We start from the raw sequence: 13,483 nt of genomic DNA, 5'->3' as shown, positions 1-13,483 counted from the left end.
TTTGCTATCGTATTATTCTTTTATCGTTGGCGGCAATTGATGATGAAAGGAAGTAAATATTAAAGAAATGTTTTATTTATAACAAAAAATTAACTGAGAGGTTTTATCATGATTTCTGCGAGCACACTGAACTCAGAACTCATTAATAAAATCGCACAGGATTTTGCGCAGGCCACCAGTCTGGCGGTTGTGGTTGTCAATATTCACGGTGATGAAATATCTGAACTGTTTAACTTCACCCCTTTCTGCCAGCTGATGCGCCAGCACCCTCAGCACAGCACCCGCTGCCGGATGAGCGACCGCTGCGGCGGCCTCGAGGCGTCAAAAACCGATCAGCTCTGTATCTACCGCTGCCACGCCGGGTTAACCGATTTTTCCATTCCTCTGGTTATCGCCGGGCACCTTGTGGGCTTCGTGCTATGCGGGCAGGTGCGCTTAAGCAACGATGTAGAACTGGTGGATATCCTCAACGTGGACGACGGCTGGCAGGCGGACCCCGAGCTGCTCAACGCGTTCCGCGACGTGCCGGAGATGGACTACTCCAGAGTGATTGCCTCCGCGGATTTACTGAAGCTGATCGTCGAGAACTGCCTGAAAAAGCAGCTCAACTTTGTGGTGATTAAAGATAATCCCCAGCAGCCGGAACCCGCGCGCGCCAGCCGGGTCGCCAGCCCTCACGACAGCAAAATGAAGAAAGCGCTGCGCTACATTGACGCCCATTTATCCGATGAGCTTCGCCTGGAAGACGTCGCCGCCCACGTTTATCTCAGCCCCTATTACTTCAGTAAGCTATTTAAAAAATATCAGGGTATCGGTTTTAACGCGTGGGTGAACCATCAGCGGATGGTGAGCGCCAAAGAGCTGCTTTGCCACAGCGACTGGAGCATCGCCAGCATTGCGCGGAATTTAGGATTTTCGCAAACCAGCTATTTTTGCAAAGTTTTTCGCCAGGCTTATCAGGTCACTCCGCAGGCCTATCGCCAGCAAATTAACGCCAGATCACAAACTGAGTCATTTTAAATGACAATATTTTGTTATTGCCGATTTTTGATATGCCCTTGTATCTGGCTCATTCTAAAATGAAAATATCTCATTCAGAGCAATAAATTGTCATAGCGCAACAAAATAATAATGAGAGAACGATAAGCTGCACCAGTTTTTATTTATTTGATGGGATAGAGTGATATCTGAAATGGCTTTCAGCGCGCCATCGGCGTAATGAAACGGCCTTGGTAATTAAAAATTAAACACGACGGGAGCCATCCAGCTTCCGTAAGATATTCCGGAAATCATGCGAGCCGGGCAGTCCCGCTCGAATCATGACGGACTAAACCGACAGGCGCCAGGGAAGGGGGTGTGAATCCCCCGCAGCCCCCGCTGCTGTGATGCTGACGAACCCATATATACGCTAAATAATTCGCGTTGTAGGAAGGCGGCAAGCGAGTGAATCCCCAGGAGCTTACACAGGTAAGTGACTGGGGTGAACAAGTAAAGCCAACGCACATACAACGTGAAGTATGACGGGTATGACCACTGATCTGCTTAGCGGATTGGGAAGGATGGGAGAGGACGACGCTAAGCCAGAAGACCTGCCTGTCGGTAATAATCAACAACTTCGGTGGGAAGTGGGTTGCTCAGATGCGTACAGTCGAAAGACTGGGAATGCACGCAGCCCTACCACCCGGCACAGGATCGGGGTATGGCAGCCAGGCAGCACGCATTTATTCTCGCAGGTACCGGCAGCGGTTGTGGTAAAACCACCGTTACGCTTGGTCTGCTCAGCCTGTTGAAGCAGCGCGGTATGCGGGTTCAGCCCTGCAAAGTCGGCCCGGACTACCTCGATACCGGCTGGCACACCGCCGTCAGCGGCGTCGCTTCCCGCAACCTCGACAGCTTTATGCTCCCGGAACCGGTGCTCAATGCGCTGTTTTGCGAACGGATGCAGCAGGCGGATATCGCGGTCATTGAGGGCGTGATGGGGCTGTATGACGGCTTCGGTACCGACCCTGGCTACTGCAGCACCGCCGCGATGGCTAAACAGCTCGGCTGTCCGGTCATTTTGCTGGTAGATGGAAAAGCGGTTTCCACCTCCATCGCCGCCACGGTGATGGGATTTCAACACTTCGACCCCAGCCTGAATATCGCCGGCGTTATCGTCAATCGCGTCAACAGCGAATCCCATTATCAGCTTCTCAAAGGCGCCATTGAACGCTATTGCGGGCTGCCGGTGCTCGGCTACGTACCGCGCGTGGAAGGGGTGGCGTTACCCGAACGCCATCTGGGGCTGGTCACCGCCCGCGAGTCGCTGGTCAATCAGCAGCCGTGGCGCGATTTTGCCCAAACGCTGGCGCAAACGCTGGATATTGAACGGCTCCTGGCTCTTAGCCAGCTCACCGCCCTACCCGCCGGGGAGTGGCCCCCGCTGCCGTCGCCCGACGCCGGCGCGGGCCTGACGCTGGCGCTGGCCGACGACGAAGCCTTCAACTTTTACTACCCGGATAACCTTACGCTGCTTGAACGCTGCGGGGTGAATATCGTGCGCTTCAGTCCGCTGCGCGATAGCGAGCTTCCGCCGTGCCAGATGATTTGGCTCGGCGGAGGCTATCCAGAAATTCATGCCGCCGGGCTGGCGGCCAATACGTCGATGCTGGCGCAGCTGCGGGAGGCGCAGCGGCGCGGGGTGGCGATTTACGCCGAGTGCGGCGGTTTGATGTATCTCGGCAGCACCCTTGAAGACGCCAGCGGTGACATCTATTCGATGGCCAATCTGATTCCCGGCCACAGCAAGATGGGCAAACGGCTTACCCGCTTTGGCTACTGCGAGGCGCGGGCGATGCGGCAAACGCTGCTGGCGGCGCCCGGCGAAACCCTGCGCGGGCATGAGTTTCACTACTCGGATTTTACCCCGGAGATCCCGGCGGTCCTGGCCTGCCGCAAAGTCCGCGACGGTATGACCCTTCAGCAGTGGTCGGGCGGCTGGCAGGTGGGCAACACGTTCGCCAGCTATCTGCACCTGCACTTTGCGCAGCGTCCCATCATGCTCAACCACTGGCTGGCTGCGGCAAGGAGCGCGCTATGACGCTGCTGGCATGGGGCGTTGCCTGGCTCCTCGATTTTATCATCGGCGATCCGCAGAGCTGGCCGCATCCGGTGCGCTGGATAGGCAACCTGATCGCCGCCGTTCAGCGCGGCGTGCGCCGCTATTGCCGCAGCGATGTCGCCCTGCGCGTCGGCGGCGCCGTGATGTGGCTGGTGGTGGTCGGGCTAACGTGGAGCGTCTGCTGGGGCGTGCTGACGCTGGCGCGGACGATTCATCCGTGGCTTGGCTGGCTGGTTGAGGTATGGATGATTTTCACCGTGCTGGCCGGACGCTGCCTGGCGCAGTCGGCGCGGGACGTCGAGCGCCCGCTGCGCGCGGGGGATCTGGCGGAGAGCCGTATCAAGCTGTCGTGGATCGTCGGGCGCGACACGTCGCAGCTTGCGCCGCAGCAGATTAATCGCGCGGTGGTGGAAACCGTCGCGGAGAACACCGTCGACGGCATTATCGCGCCGCTCTTCTTTCTGCTGCTGGGCGGCGCGCCGCTGGCGATGGCCTATAAAGCGGTCAACACCCTGGATTCGATGGTCGGCTATAAGCACGAAAAATATCGGGCCATCGGCATGGTCAGCGCCCGCCTCGATGATGTCGCCAACTTTATCCCCGCCCGCCTGAGCTGGCTGCTTATCAGCCTCGCTGCTCTCCTCTGCGGTGAAGCGGGGGGCCGCGTGCTGCGCATCGGCTGGCGCGACCGCTACAACCACAGCAGCCCGAACTGCGGCTGGTCGGAAGCGGCGGTCGCCGGGGCGCTCGGCATCCGGCTTGGCGGCCCTAATGATTACTTTGGACAGCGCGTGGAGAAACCGTGGATCGGCGACGCGACGCGCGATATTTCCGTAGACGATATTTCCCGAACGATTCGACTGATGTGGGTGTCTTCGACCCTGGCGCTGGCGCTGTTTATGGCGGTCCGGTACTGGCTGGTCGGCGCTGCCTGAGGACAAATGAATGCACTATATCCAGCAACCGCAGGCGATTGAGGCGAAAAGCTTCGACATTATTGGCGACATTATTGCGCAGACCCGCCCGGACTACCGCTTTGCCAGCCCGCTGCACGAAGCCATTATCAAGCGGGTGATCCACACCACCGCTGATTTTGACTGGCTGGATATCCTGTGGTTTTCGCCCGACGTGCTTCCGCGCTTGAGCGCCGCCCTGAGCCAGCCCTGCACGCTTTATACCGATACCACCATGGCCCTGTCCGGGATCAATAAAACCCTGCTGGCGAAATTCGGCGGCGAGTGCCGCTGCTATATCAGCGATCCGCGGGTGGTGGCGGAGGCCAAAGCGCAGGGGATGACCCGCTCGATGGCGGCGGTTGATATCGCGGTCGCCGAAGAGGGCGAGAAGGTGTTTGTTTTCGGCAATGCGCCCACCGCGCTGTTTCGTCTGCTGGAGCATGACGTCGCGGTCAACGGCGTGATTGGCGTGCCGGTCGGTTTCGTCGGCGCGGCGGAGTCGAAAGAGGCCCTGACGCAGAGCGGCCTGCCGGGCATCGCCGCGCTGGGTCGTAAAGGCGGCAGCAACGTCGCCGCCGCCATCGTCAACGCCATTTTGTACCACTTACAGGGGGCGCGATGAGCGAGCAATCCTTTGACGCCCCGGTATGGCACAACGGCAAGGCGCTGCGCAAAGGCTATACCACCGGATCCTGCGCCACGGCGGCAGCAAAGGTCGCGGCGCTGATGGTGATGCGTCAGCATCTGATTCATCAGGTCTCCATTGTCACCCCTTCCGGCATCACCCTGTGCCTTAACGTCGAGTCGCCGCACGTTGAAGGGCAGCAGGCGATCGCCGCCATCCGTAAAGACGGCGGCGATGACGTTGACGCCACCCACGGGATGCTGATTTTCGCCCGCGTGACGCTCGACGATTCCGGCGAGATTACCCTGCGCGGCGGCGAAGGCGTCGGCACGGTCACCCGCAAAGGGATCGGCCTGCCCATCGGCAGCCCGGCGATTAATCGCACCCCGCGCCACACCATCGAGTCGGCGGTGCGCGAGGCGATTGGCCCGTCGCGCGGGGCGACGGTAGAGATTTTCGCCCCGGAAGGCGAGGCGCGGGCGCAGAAAACCTATAACTCGCGGCTGGGGATCCTGGGCGGCATCTCGATTATCGGCACCACCGGTATCGTGACGCCGATGTCGGAGGAGAGCTGGAAGCGTTCGCTGTCGCTGGAGCTGGAAATTAAGCGCGCGGCGGGGCTGGAGCGGGTGGTGCTGGTGCCGGGCAACCACGGCGAGCGCTTCGTACGCGAGCAGATGGGCATTGATGCGCAGGTGGTGGTCACCATGAGCAACTTTGTCGGCTACATGATTGAAGAGGCCGTGCGCCTGGGGTTCCGCCAGATCGTGCTGATTGGCCATCCCGGCAAGCTGATTAAAGTCGCCGCCGGGATCTTCCACACCCACAGCCATATCGCCGATGCGCGGATGGAAACCCTGGTCGCGCATCTGGCGCTGCTGGGCGCGCCGCTGGCGCTGCTGCAGCTGGTGAGCGAATGCGATACCACCGAAGCGGCGATGGAGCACATCGACGCGTACGGTTTTCAGCATATCTATCATCATCTTGCCGAACGCATCTGCCTGCGGGTGATGCAGATGCTGCGCTTTACCAAAACGCCGCCCGTCTGCGACGCCATCATGTTCTCCTTTGATAACAAGGTCCTCGGCAGCAATCGGCCGATCGCCGACATTGCGCGGGAGATGTCATGTTAACGGTGGTCGGCATGGGCCCGTCAGGTCTGCATCTGATGACGCCGGCGGCGCGGGACGCGGTCGCCAGCGCGGACGCGCTGGTGGGCGGCAAGCGGCATTTACAGCAGTTCCCTGAGTTTGACGGCGAACGGTTTGCGCTGGGCGCCAATATTGCCGAACTGCTGTTATGGCTCGGCGAACGCGAAGCGCAGAAGGTGGTGGTGCTGGCCTCCGGCGACCCGCTGTTTTACGGCATCGGTACGCGGCTGATCGCCCACTTTGGCATCGAGCGCGTGCGCATTATCCCCGGCATCAGCGCGGTGCAGTATCTCTGCGCGAAGGCCGGTATCGATATGAACGATATCTGGCTGACCAGCAGCCACGGGCGGGACGTCTGTTTTGATGAGCTGGCTCGCCAGCGCAAGGTGGCGATGGTGACCGATGGGCGCTGCGGGCCGCGGGAAATCGCCGCCCAGCTGGCGGCGCGGGGTAAAGGGTATCGCTGGATGGTGATTGGCGAAAATCTGGCGATGGATAACGAGCGGATCCGCTGGCTACCGGTCAGTGAGGTCGACGGCGAATATGAGATGAACGCGGTGGTGATCCTCGATGAAAGATGAGCTTTTTCTGCGCGGCGAGAAGGTGCCGATGACCAAAGAGGCGGTTCGCGCGCTGGCGCTGGCCAAACTTGAGCTACACCGGGCAAGCCACCTGATTGATATCGGCGCCGGTACCGGCAGCGTGTCGATTGAGGCGGCGTTGCAGTACCCCTCGCTGCAGGTAACGGCGGTCGAACGCAATCCCGCGGCCCTGCAGCTGCTGGACGAAAACCGCCAGCATTTCGCCTGCGGCAACATTGAGATCCTGCCCGGCGAAGCGCCGATGGTGATCACCGAGCGGGCCGACGCCATTTTTATGGGCGGCAGCGGCGGCCGCCTCGACGAGCTCATTGACTGGTCGTGGCAGCAGCTCTACCCCGGCGGTCGCCTGGTGATGACCTTTATCCTCCAGGAGAACCTGAACGCCGCTCTCGACTATCTGCGGCTGAAGGGAATCGAACAGGTTGATTCCCTGCAGCTGAACGTTTCATCGCTGACCGCGCTGGGCAGCGGCCACTATTTCAAACCGAATAATCCCGTTTTTGTTATCGCCTGTCAGAAGGAAGAAAACCATGGCTGAGACATTTGACCCCCGTTGTGTGTGGTTCGTTGGCGCAGGGCCGGGCGACCGTGAGCTGATTACCCTCAAGGGCTACCGCTTGCTCCAGCAGGCCCAGGTGGTGATCTACGCCGGGTCGCTGATAAACACCGCGCTGCTGGAGTACTGTCCGCCCGGCGCCGAGTGTCACGACAGCGCCGAACTGCATCTGGCGCAAATTCTCGACCTGATGGAAGCCGGCGTTAAAGCCGGGAAAACGGTGGTGCGTTTACAGACCGGGGACGTGTCGCTGTACGGCTCGGTCCGCGAGCAGGGCGAAGAGCTGACCAAACGCGGCATCGACTGGCAGGTGGTGCCGGGCGTCAGCGCGTTTCTGGGCGCCGCGGCGGAGCTTGGCGTCGAATACACCGTCCCGGAAGTCTCCCAGAGCCTGATTATTACCCGCCTCGAAGGGCGCACGCCGGTGCCGGAGCGCGAGCAGCTTGAGTCGTTTGCCAGCCACCAGACCTCGATGGCGATTTACCTTTCCGTACAGCGCATTCACCGGGTGGCGGAGCGCCTGATGGAAGGCGGCTACCCGGCAACCACGCCGGTGGCGGTGATCTACAAAGCGACCTGGCCGGAAAGCCAGACCGTACGCGGTACCCTGGCGGATATCGGCGACAAGGTGCGCGAGGCGGGGATCCGCAAAACGGCGCTCATTCTGGTCGGGAATTTCCTGGGCTCTGAGTATCACTACTCAAAACTCTACGCGGCGGACTTTAGCCATGAATACCGTAAAGCCTGAATCAATCGCGCTTTTCTGCCTGACCCCTGGCGGCGTGCGGCTGGCGAAACGGCTGGCGGCGATGCTGCCGTTAACCTGCTTTACCAGCGAGAAGCTGCTGGAAGAGGGGTTTCTCCCCTTTGAAAACGGTTTTGCCAGCGCCGCGCGCGAGGCCTTCAGCAGCTATTCGGCGCTGATTTTCATCGGCGCCACCGGGATCGCGGTACGCGTACTGGCCCCGCTGGTGAATGACAAGTTCAGCGACCCGGCGGTAGTGGTGATTGACGAGCGCGGCCAGCATGTTATTAGCCTGCTTTCCGGCCACGCGGGGGGCGCGAATGCCCTCAGCCGCTATCTGGCCGGGATGCTTGGCGCCGACCCGGTGATCACCACCGCCACCGACGTCAACGAGATGGCGGCGCTGGATACCCTGGCATTCCAGCTTAATGCCCGGATGAGCGATTTCCGCGCGGCGGTGAAAACCGTCAACCAGATGCTGGTCAGCCAGCAGCGCGTCGGCCTGTGGTGGGACGACGAACTGGATGAAGACGTCAGCCGCTGCGACCGGCGGGGATTTATCACCGTGACCGATCTGCACCAGCTTCCCGAGCTGGACGCGCTGGTCTGCGTCACGCTGCGCAACGAGCTGCCGGCCATCGCCGTGCCGCACTGGAAGCTGGTGCCGCAGCGGGTGGTCGCCGGAATTGGCTGCCGTCGCGATACGCCATTCCCGCTGTTAGCAGCGCTGCTGGCGCGCCAGCTTGAGGCGCAGCGCCTGGATCCGCTGGCGCTGAAAGCCATCGGCAGCGTGACGCTGAAGAAGCACGAGCAGGGGCTGATTCAGCTGGCCTCCTGCTGTCGCGTACCGTTCGAAACCTTTCCCGCTGATGCGCTGCGCGAGCATGAGCACCATTTCCCCGCTTCATCGTTCGTCAGAAAAACCGTCGGCGTGGGGAGCGTATCCGGCCCGGCGGCCTGGCTGCTGAGCCATGGGCAACTGTTGGGCGAAACCCTGCGCGAACAGGGCGTCACTATCACTTTGGGAGTTTCACACTGATGTTAAGCGTAATCGGAATCGGCCCTGGCTCGCAGTCCATGATGACCATGGAAGCCATTGAAGCGCTGCAGGCGGCGGAAATCGTCGTTGGCTATAAAACCTACACGCACCTGGTGAAAGCCTTTACCGGCGATAAGCAGGTGATCAAAACCGGGATGTGCAAAGAGATTGAGCGCTGCCAGGCGGCGATTGAGCTGGCGCAGGCCGGGCATAACGTGGCGCTGATCAGCAGCGGCGACGCCGGTATTTACGGCATGGCTGGACTGGTGCTTGAGCTGGTCAGCAAGCAGAAGCTGGATGTGGAAGTCCGCCTGATCCCGGGGATGACCGCCAGCATCGCCGCCGCCTCGCTGCTGGGCGCGCCGCTGATGCACGACTTCTGCCATATCAGCCTCAGCGACCTGCTGACACCGTGGCCGGTGATTGAAAAGCGTATTGTCGCCGCCGGTGAAGCCGACTTCGTGATCTGTTTTTACAATCCGCGCAGCCGCGGCCGCGAGGGCCATCTGGCGCGCGCCTTTGAGCTGCTGTCGGCCAGCAAAAGCGCGCAGACTCCGGTGGGGGTCGTGAAGTCCGCCGGACGTAAAAAACAAGAGAAATGGCTGACCACCCTGGGGGAGATGGATTTTGCACCGGTCGATATGACCAGCCTGGTGATCGTTGGCAACAAAGCGACGTATATCCAGGATGGCCTGATGATCACCCCGCGAGGCTACGTGCTGTGAGCCACGGCGAGGTGCTGGTGATGGGCGGAACCAGCGACGCGCGGGCGCTGTGCCAGCAGCTTGACGCGGCGCAGGTTAAATACACCCTGTCGGTGGCGACGCCCACCGGCCAGCAGCTGGCGGGGGATATTCGCGGCCAGGTGCGCTGCGGGCGTCTCGAGCTGGAGGAGATGATCGCCTGGCTGAAGGCTAACCGGACCCGCTGGGTGATCGATGCTTCGCACCCCTACGCCGAAGCGGTGAGCCGCAATATCGTCCGGGCCTGCGAAATCGCCGGCGTGCTGCTGAGCCGCTATCAGCGCCCTGAACAGCTGAGCGGCCTGAGGCATCCGCTGCTCTATACCGTGGAGAGCATTGAACAGGCCTGCGAGGTCGCCCGGCGCTTCGGTCCTCGCGTGCTGCTCACCACCGGAAGCAAAGATCTGGCGCGCTGGCGGGCGGGATTAGGCGAAAAAACGCTTCTGGCCCGGGTGTTGCCGGTCGCCGATGTCATCGCCCAGTGCGCCGGACTGGGGTTCGGCGTTGGCGAGATTTTCGCCCTGTGCGGGCCGTTCAGCGCCGAGTTCAACGCCGCTTTCTACCGCCAGTGCCGGGCCGATGTGGTGATCACCAAAGCCTCCGGGGCCGAAGGCGGCTATCAGGAAAAAGTACAACCCTGTCTGGATGCCGGTATCCCCTGCATCGTGATTACGCGCCCGGCACCGCTGGTGACCGGTGAAGAATTACTGGAAAGTCAGGCTGCCTTTGCCCGGCGCTTAGCGCGCTGGCTGGCCGCTGCTTAAGGAGTCCGAAATGAAAAAAGCGCTTCTGGTGGTCAGTTTTGGCACCAGCTATCCCGACACCTGTGAAAAGAATATCGTCGCCTGCGAGCGCGAGCTGGCGGCCAGCTGCCCGGACCGCGACACCTTTCGCGCCTTCACCTCCGGGATGATTATCCGCAAGCTCAAGCAGCGCGACGGTATCGAGATTGATACGCCGCTGCAGGCGCTGCAGAAGCTGGCCGAGCAGGGCTACCAGGATGTGGCGATTCAGTCGCTGCACATTATCAACGGCGATGAATATGAAAAGATCGTCCGCGAAGTGCAAAGCCTGCGCCCGCTGTTCCTCCGCCTGACGCTGGGGGCGCCGCTGCTGAGCAGCCATCACGATTATGTCCAGCTGATGCAGGCGCTGCGCCAGCAGATGCCGCCGCTTGCCGCCGATGAAACGGTGGTCTTTATGGGCCACGGCGCCAGCCATCACGCTTTCGCCGCCTACGCCTGTCTGGATCATATGATGACGGCGAAGGGGTTTCCGGCGCGGGTCGGCGCGGTCGAGAGCTATCCGGAAGTCGATATTCTTATCGACAGCCTGCGCCGGCAGGGGGTGAAGGGCGTGCACCTGATGCCGCTGATGCTGGTGGCCGGCGATCACGCCATTAACGATATGGCCTCGGACGAAGAGGACTCCTGGAAAACGCTGTTCAACGCCGCCGGTATCACGGCGACGCCGTGGCTGAACGGGCTGGGAGAGAATCCGGCGGTGCGCGCAATGTTCGTCGCTCACCTGCAGCAGGCGCTGAGCCTGGCGATGGAGGAGGCGGCATGAGCGGCAAACTGTATGCCCTGAGTACCGGCCCTGGCGCCGCCGACCTGATCACCGTGCGCGCGGCGCGGGTGCTGGGCAAGCTGGACATTCTCTACGCCCCCGCCGGACGTAAAGGCGGCGACAGCCTCGCGCTCTCCATCGTGCGGGAGTATATCGGCGAACGGACCGAAGTGCGCTGCTGCCATTTCCCGATGAGCGCCGACAGCGCGGAAAAAGAGGCGGTATGGGATGAGGTCGCCGCCGCGCTGGTGCAGGAAGTGGAGGCGGGCAAGCAGGTCGGGTTTATTACCCTCGGCGACGCCATGCTGTTCAGCACCTGGGTGTTCTTACTCCAGCGTATCGGCAGCCCGGCGTGGCTGGAGATTGTTCCCGGCGTCACCTCTTTCGCCGCCATTGCCGCGCGTTCAAAAACGCCGCTGGCTATGGAGCAGCAGTCGCTGGCGGTGATCTCCTGCACCGCGCCGGAAACGGAAATCGAGCAGGCGCTGCGCCAGCATGAAAGCCTGGTGCTGATGAAAGTGTACGGGCGGTTTCCCCGCATCAAAGCGCTGCTGGCGAAAAACGGTCTGCTGGATGCCGCGCTGATGATGTCCGAAGCCACGCTGCCGGGCGAGCAGTGCTGGCGCCATCTCCGTGACGTCAGCGACGACCAGCCGCTGCCCTATTTCTCGACCATTCTGGTCAATAAACAGTGGGAGTATGCAGAATGAAACTTGAACAACAGCTAAAACAGCTGTCTTTCAGCGGGTTAGCTGCGGCGCTATTGCTGATAGTGGTACCCGAAAAGGCTTTCGCGATGCACATTATGGAGGGGTTTTTACCGCCGATGTGGGCCCTGGCATGGTGGCTGCTGTTTTTACCCTGCCTGTGGTACGGGCTGGTGCGCCTGCGCCGCATCGTGCAGGAAGATAACAACCAGAAGGTGCTGCTGGCGCTGTGCGGGGCGTTTATTTTTGTCCTCTCGGCGCTGAAAATTCCTTCCGTGACCGGCAGCTGTTCGCACCCGACCGGCGTCGGCCTGGCGGTGATTCTCTTCGGGCCTGGCGTGGTGGCGATCCTTGGCGCCATCGTGCTGCTGTTCCAGGCGCTGCTGCTGGCGCACGGCGGGCTGACGACGCTCGGCGCGAACGGGATGTCGATGGCGGTCATCGGGCCGGTGGTCGGCTATATGGTGTGGAAAATGGCCTGCCGCGCGGGCATTCGCCGCGATGTCGGGGTGTTTCTCTGCGCGATGCTGGCGGATCTGGTGACCTACTTTGTCACCTCCGTACAGCTCGGCGTGGCCTTCCCGGATCCGACCGCCGGCGCGACCGGATCGATCGTCAAGTTTATGGGGATCTTCTGCCTGACCCAGATCCCGATCGCCATTGCTGAAGGACTGTTAACCGTCATGATCTACGACCAGTTGACCAAACGTCAGCTGATTACCGCACAGGGGCATTAACATGAAAAAGACGCTGATATTGTTAGCCATGGTGGTGGCGCTGGTGATCCTGCCGTTCTTTGTCGATCACGGCGGCGAGTTTGGCGGTTCGGACGGCGAGGCGGAGAGCCAGATTCAGGTGGTCGCACCGCATTATGAGCCGTGGTTCCAGCCGCTGTACGAACCGGCGAGTGGAGAAATTGAGAGCCTGCTGTTTACGCTCCAGGGCTCCCTCGGCGCGGCGGTGATTTTCTATATTCTGGGCTACAGCAAAGGCAGACAGCGCCGTGATGACCGGGTTTGACCGACTTAGCTATCAGAGCCGCTGGTTTCACGTCGCGCCGGAGCGCAAGTTCCTGTTCTGGCTGCTGCTGATGGTGCTGGCCTTTACCCTGCCTCCGCTGGGGCAGGGTATCGAAATGGCGCTGATTGCCGCCTTAACCTGCTGGCTGCTGCGGGTCTCGCCGTGGCGCTGGTGCCGCTGGATGGCGCTGCCGTTTGGCTTCCTGCTGATCGGCGTGCTGACCATTCTGTTTAGCGTCAGCCGCAATCCGCAGGATCTGCTGCTGAGCCTGCCGCTGGGCAGCGTCTGGCTGGGCATCACGTCGGAGGGGCTGACGACCGCCAATCAGACCTTCTGGCGCAGCCTGGCGGCGCTGGCGTCCACCTTCTGGCTGGTGCTGAATCTGCCGTTCCCGCAGCTTATTGTGCTGCTCAAGCGCGGGCGGGTGCCGCGGCTGCTGACCGAGCAAATCCTGCTGACCTGGCGCTTTATTTTTATTCTGTTAGACGAAGCGCTGGCGATTCATCGTGCGCAAACATTACGTTTTGGCTACCGTAGCGTGCCGAAGGGCTATCGTTCGCTGGCGATGCTGGTAGGGCTGCTGTTTACCCGGGTGATGATCCGCTACCAGCAGATGAGCACCACGCTGGATATCAAACTGTATCAGGGTGACTTTCACCTCTAAGGATAA

At 61.1% G+C, this 13,483-nt stretch carries 16 protein-coding genes and 1 riboswitch; all 16 genes read left to right on the top strand.

Features of this window, described 5'->3' with window-relative positions:
* Positions 1-108 precede the first annotated feature (108 nt).
* Positions 109-1,020, top strand: a complete 912-nt coding sequence (gene pocR / locus FQK12_RS23615; RefSeq protein ID WP_014226637.1) for a transcriptional regulator PocR — start codon at positions 109-111, stop codon at positions 1,018-1,020.
* Between the two features lie 300 nt (positions 1,021-1,320).
* A riboswitch (cobalamin riboswitch) is annotated at positions 1,321-1,612 on the top strand.
* An 87-nt stretch (positions 1,613-1,699) separates the two neighbouring features.
* Complete coding sequence (locus FQK12_RS23610; RefSeq protein WP_014226636.1) at positions 1,700-3,079, top strand: cobyrinate a,c-diamide synthase; 1,380 nt, start codon at positions 1,700-1,702, stop codon at positions 3,077-3,079.
* The gene (cbiB, locus tag FQK12_RS23605; protein ID WP_014226635.1) at positions 3,076-4,035 is read left to right on the top strand and encodes an adenosylcobinamide-phosphate synthase CbiB; all 960 of its coding nucleotides are present in this window, start codon (positions 3,076-3,078) and stop codon (positions 4,033-4,035) included. Before FQK12_RS23610 ends, cbiB begins: the two co-directional genes overlap by 4 nt.
* 10 nt (positions 4,036-4,045) lie before the next feature.
* Positions 4,046-4,678, top strand: coding sequence for a cobalt-precorrin-8 methylmutase (locus FQK12_RS23600; protein WP_004133657.1), 633 nt, complete (start codon positions 4,046-4,048; stop codon positions 4,676-4,678).
* Positions 4,675-5,814 carry a cobalt-precorrin-5B (C(1))-methyltransferase CbiD gene (gene cbiD, locus FQK12_RS23595; RefSeq protein WP_014226634.1) on the top strand — a complete coding sequence of 380 codons (1,140 nt, stop codon included), beginning with the start codon at positions 4,675-4,677 and terminating at the stop codon, positions 5,812-5,814. The genes FQK12_RS23600 and cbiD overlap by 4 nt, the downstream gene beginning before the upstream one ends.
* Positions 5,808-6,413: a cobalt-precorrin-7 (C(5))-methyltransferase gene (locus FQK12_RS23590; protein WP_014226633.1), complete on the top strand. Its 606-nt coding sequence runs from the start codon at positions 5,808-5,810 to the stop codon at positions 6,411-6,413. Before cbiD ends, FQK12_RS23590 begins: the two co-directional genes overlap by 7 nt.
* Positions 6,403-6,972, top strand: a complete 570-nt coding sequence (locus FQK12_RS23585; protein WP_014226632.1) for a decarboxylating cobalt-precorrin-6B (C(15))-methyltransferase — start codon at positions 6,403-6,405, stop codon at positions 6,970-6,972. Before FQK12_RS23590 ends, FQK12_RS23585 begins: the two co-directional genes overlap by 11 nt.
* Positions 6,965-7,738, top strand: coding sequence for a cobalt-precorrin-4 methyltransferase (locus FQK12_RS23580; protein WP_014226631.1), 774 nt, complete (start codon positions 6,965-6,967; stop codon positions 7,736-7,738). Before FQK12_RS23585 ends, FQK12_RS23580 begins: the two co-directional genes overlap by 8 nt.
* The gene (cbiG, locus tag FQK12_RS23575) at positions 7,719-8,774 is read left to right on the top strand and encodes a cobalt-precorrin 5A hydrolase (protein WP_014226630.1); all 1,056 of its coding nucleotides are present in this window, start codon (positions 7,719-7,721) and stop codon (positions 8,772-8,774) included. Before FQK12_RS23580 ends, cbiG begins: the two co-directional genes overlap by 20 nt.
* The gene (locus tag FQK12_RS23570; RefSeq protein WP_004105101.1) at positions 8,774-9,499 is read left to right on the top strand and encodes a precorrin-3B C(17)-methyltransferase; all 726 of its coding nucleotides are present in this window, start codon (positions 8,774-8,776) and stop codon (positions 9,497-9,499) included. Before cbiG ends, FQK12_RS23570 begins: the two co-directional genes overlap by 1 nt.
* Entirely contained in the window at positions 9,496-10,281 is a 786-nt protein-coding gene (locus tag FQK12_RS23565) for a cobalt-precorrin-6A reductase (protein WP_014226629.1), read from the top strand. Before FQK12_RS23570 ends, FQK12_RS23565 begins: the two co-directional genes overlap by 4 nt.
* Before the next feature lie 10 nt (positions 10,282-10,291).
* A complete protein-coding gene (gene cbiK, locus FQK12_RS23560) occupies positions 10,292-11,086 on the top strand; it encodes a sirohydrochlorin cobaltochelatase (protein ID WP_014226628.1) in 795 nt (264 codons plus the stop codon).
* A complete protein-coding gene (locus FQK12_RS23555; RefSeq protein ID WP_014226627.1) occupies positions 11,083-11,796 on the top strand; it encodes a cobalt-factor II C(20)-methyltransferase in 714 nt (237 codons plus the stop codon). The genes cbiK and FQK12_RS23555 overlap by 4 nt, the downstream gene beginning before the upstream one ends.
* Entirely contained in the window at positions 11,793-12,530 is a 738-nt protein-coding gene (cbiM, locus tag FQK12_RS23550; protein WP_004124457.1) for a cobalt ECF transporter S component CbiM, read from the top strand. Before FQK12_RS23555 ends, cbiM begins: the two co-directional genes overlap by 4 nt.
* A gap of 1 nt (position 12,531) precedes the next feature.
* Positions 12,532-12,813: an energy-coupling factor ABC transporter substrate-binding protein gene (locus FQK12_RS23545; RefSeq protein WP_004133685.1), complete on the top strand. Its 282-nt coding sequence runs from the start codon at positions 12,532-12,534 to the stop codon at positions 12,811-12,813.
* Positions 12,800-13,477, top strand: coding sequence for an energy-coupling factor ABC transporter transmembrane protein (locus FQK12_RS23540; protein WP_014226626.1), 678 nt, complete (start codon positions 12,800-12,802; stop codon positions 13,475-13,477). Before FQK12_RS23545 ends, FQK12_RS23540 begins: the two co-directional genes overlap by 14 nt.
* The last annotated feature ends 6 nt before the right edge of the window (positions 13,478-13,483 follow it).

It is taken from the genome of Klebsiella sp. ME-303 (genome assembly GCF_007910085.1).
Taxonomy (GTDB): Bacteria; Pseudomonadota; Gammaproteobacteria; order Enterobacterales; family Enterobacteriaceae; genus Klebsiella; species Klebsiella michiganensis.
Note: the sequence above shows the minus strand (reverse complement) of the source record. Positions and strands in the feature narration are given on the sequence as shown.

What these genes read in the sequence shown, in the direction of transcription:
- pocR (WP_014226637.1), top strand. Translation starts at nt 109, where the DNA reads ATGATTTCTGCGAGCACACTGAACTCAGAACTCATTAATAAAATCGCA.
- FQK12_RS23610 (WP_014226636.1), top strand. Translation starts at nt 1,700, where the DNA reads ATGGCAGCCAGGCAGCACGCATTTATTCTCGCAGGTACCGGCAGCGGT.
- cbiB (WP_014226635.1), top strand. Translation starts at nt 3,076, where the DNA reads ATGACGCTGCTGGCATGGGGCGTTGCCTGGCTCCTCGATTTTATCATC.
- FQK12_RS23600 (WP_004133657.1), top strand. Translation starts at nt 4,046, where the DNA reads ATGCACTATATCCAGCAACCGCAGGCGATTGAGGCGAAAAGCTTCGAC.
- cbiD (WP_014226634.1), top strand. Translation starts at nt 4,675, where the DNA reads ATGAGCGAGCAATCCTTTGACGCCCCGGTATGGCACAACGGCAAGGCG.
- FQK12_RS23590 (WP_014226633.1), top strand. Translation starts at nt 5,808, where the DNA reads ATGTTAACGGTGGTCGGCATGGGCCCGTCAGGTCTGCATCTGATGACG.
- FQK12_RS23585 (WP_014226632.1), top strand. Translation starts at nt 6,403, where the DNA reads ATGAAAGATGAGCTTTTTCTGCGCGGCGAGAAGGTGCCGATGACCAAA.
- FQK12_RS23580 (WP_014226631.1), top strand. Translation starts at nt 6,965, where the DNA reads ATGGCTGAGACATTTGACCCCCGTTGTGTGTGGTTCGTTGGCGCAGGG.
- cbiG (WP_014226630.1), top strand. Translation starts at nt 7,719, where the DNA reads ATGAATACCGTAAAGCCTGAATCAATCGCGCTTTTCTGCCTGACCCCT.
- FQK12_RS23570 (WP_004105101.1), top strand. Translation starts at nt 8,774, where the DNA reads ATGTTAAGCGTAATCGGAATCGGCCCTGGCTCGCAGTCCATGATGACC.
- cbiK (WP_014226628.1), top strand. Translation starts at nt 10,292, where the DNA reads ATGAAAAAAGCGCTTCTGGTGGTCAGTTTTGGCACCAGCTATCCCGAC.
- FQK12_RS23555 (WP_014226627.1), top strand. Translation starts at nt 11,083, where the DNA reads ATGAGCGGCAAACTGTATGCCCTGAGTACCGGCCCTGGCGCCGCCGAC.
- cbiM (WP_004124457.1), top strand. Translation starts at nt 11,793, where the DNA reads ATGAAACTTGAACAACAGCTAAAACAGCTGTCTTTCAGCGGGTTAGCT.
- FQK12_RS23545 (WP_004133685.1), top strand. Translation starts at nt 12,532, where the DNA reads ATGAAAAAGACGCTGATATTGTTAGCCATGGTGGTGGCGCTGGTGATC.
- FQK12_RS23540 (WP_014226626.1), top strand. Translation starts at nt 12,800, where the DNA reads ATGACCGGGTTTGACCGACTTAGCTATCAGAGCCGCTGGTTTCACGTC.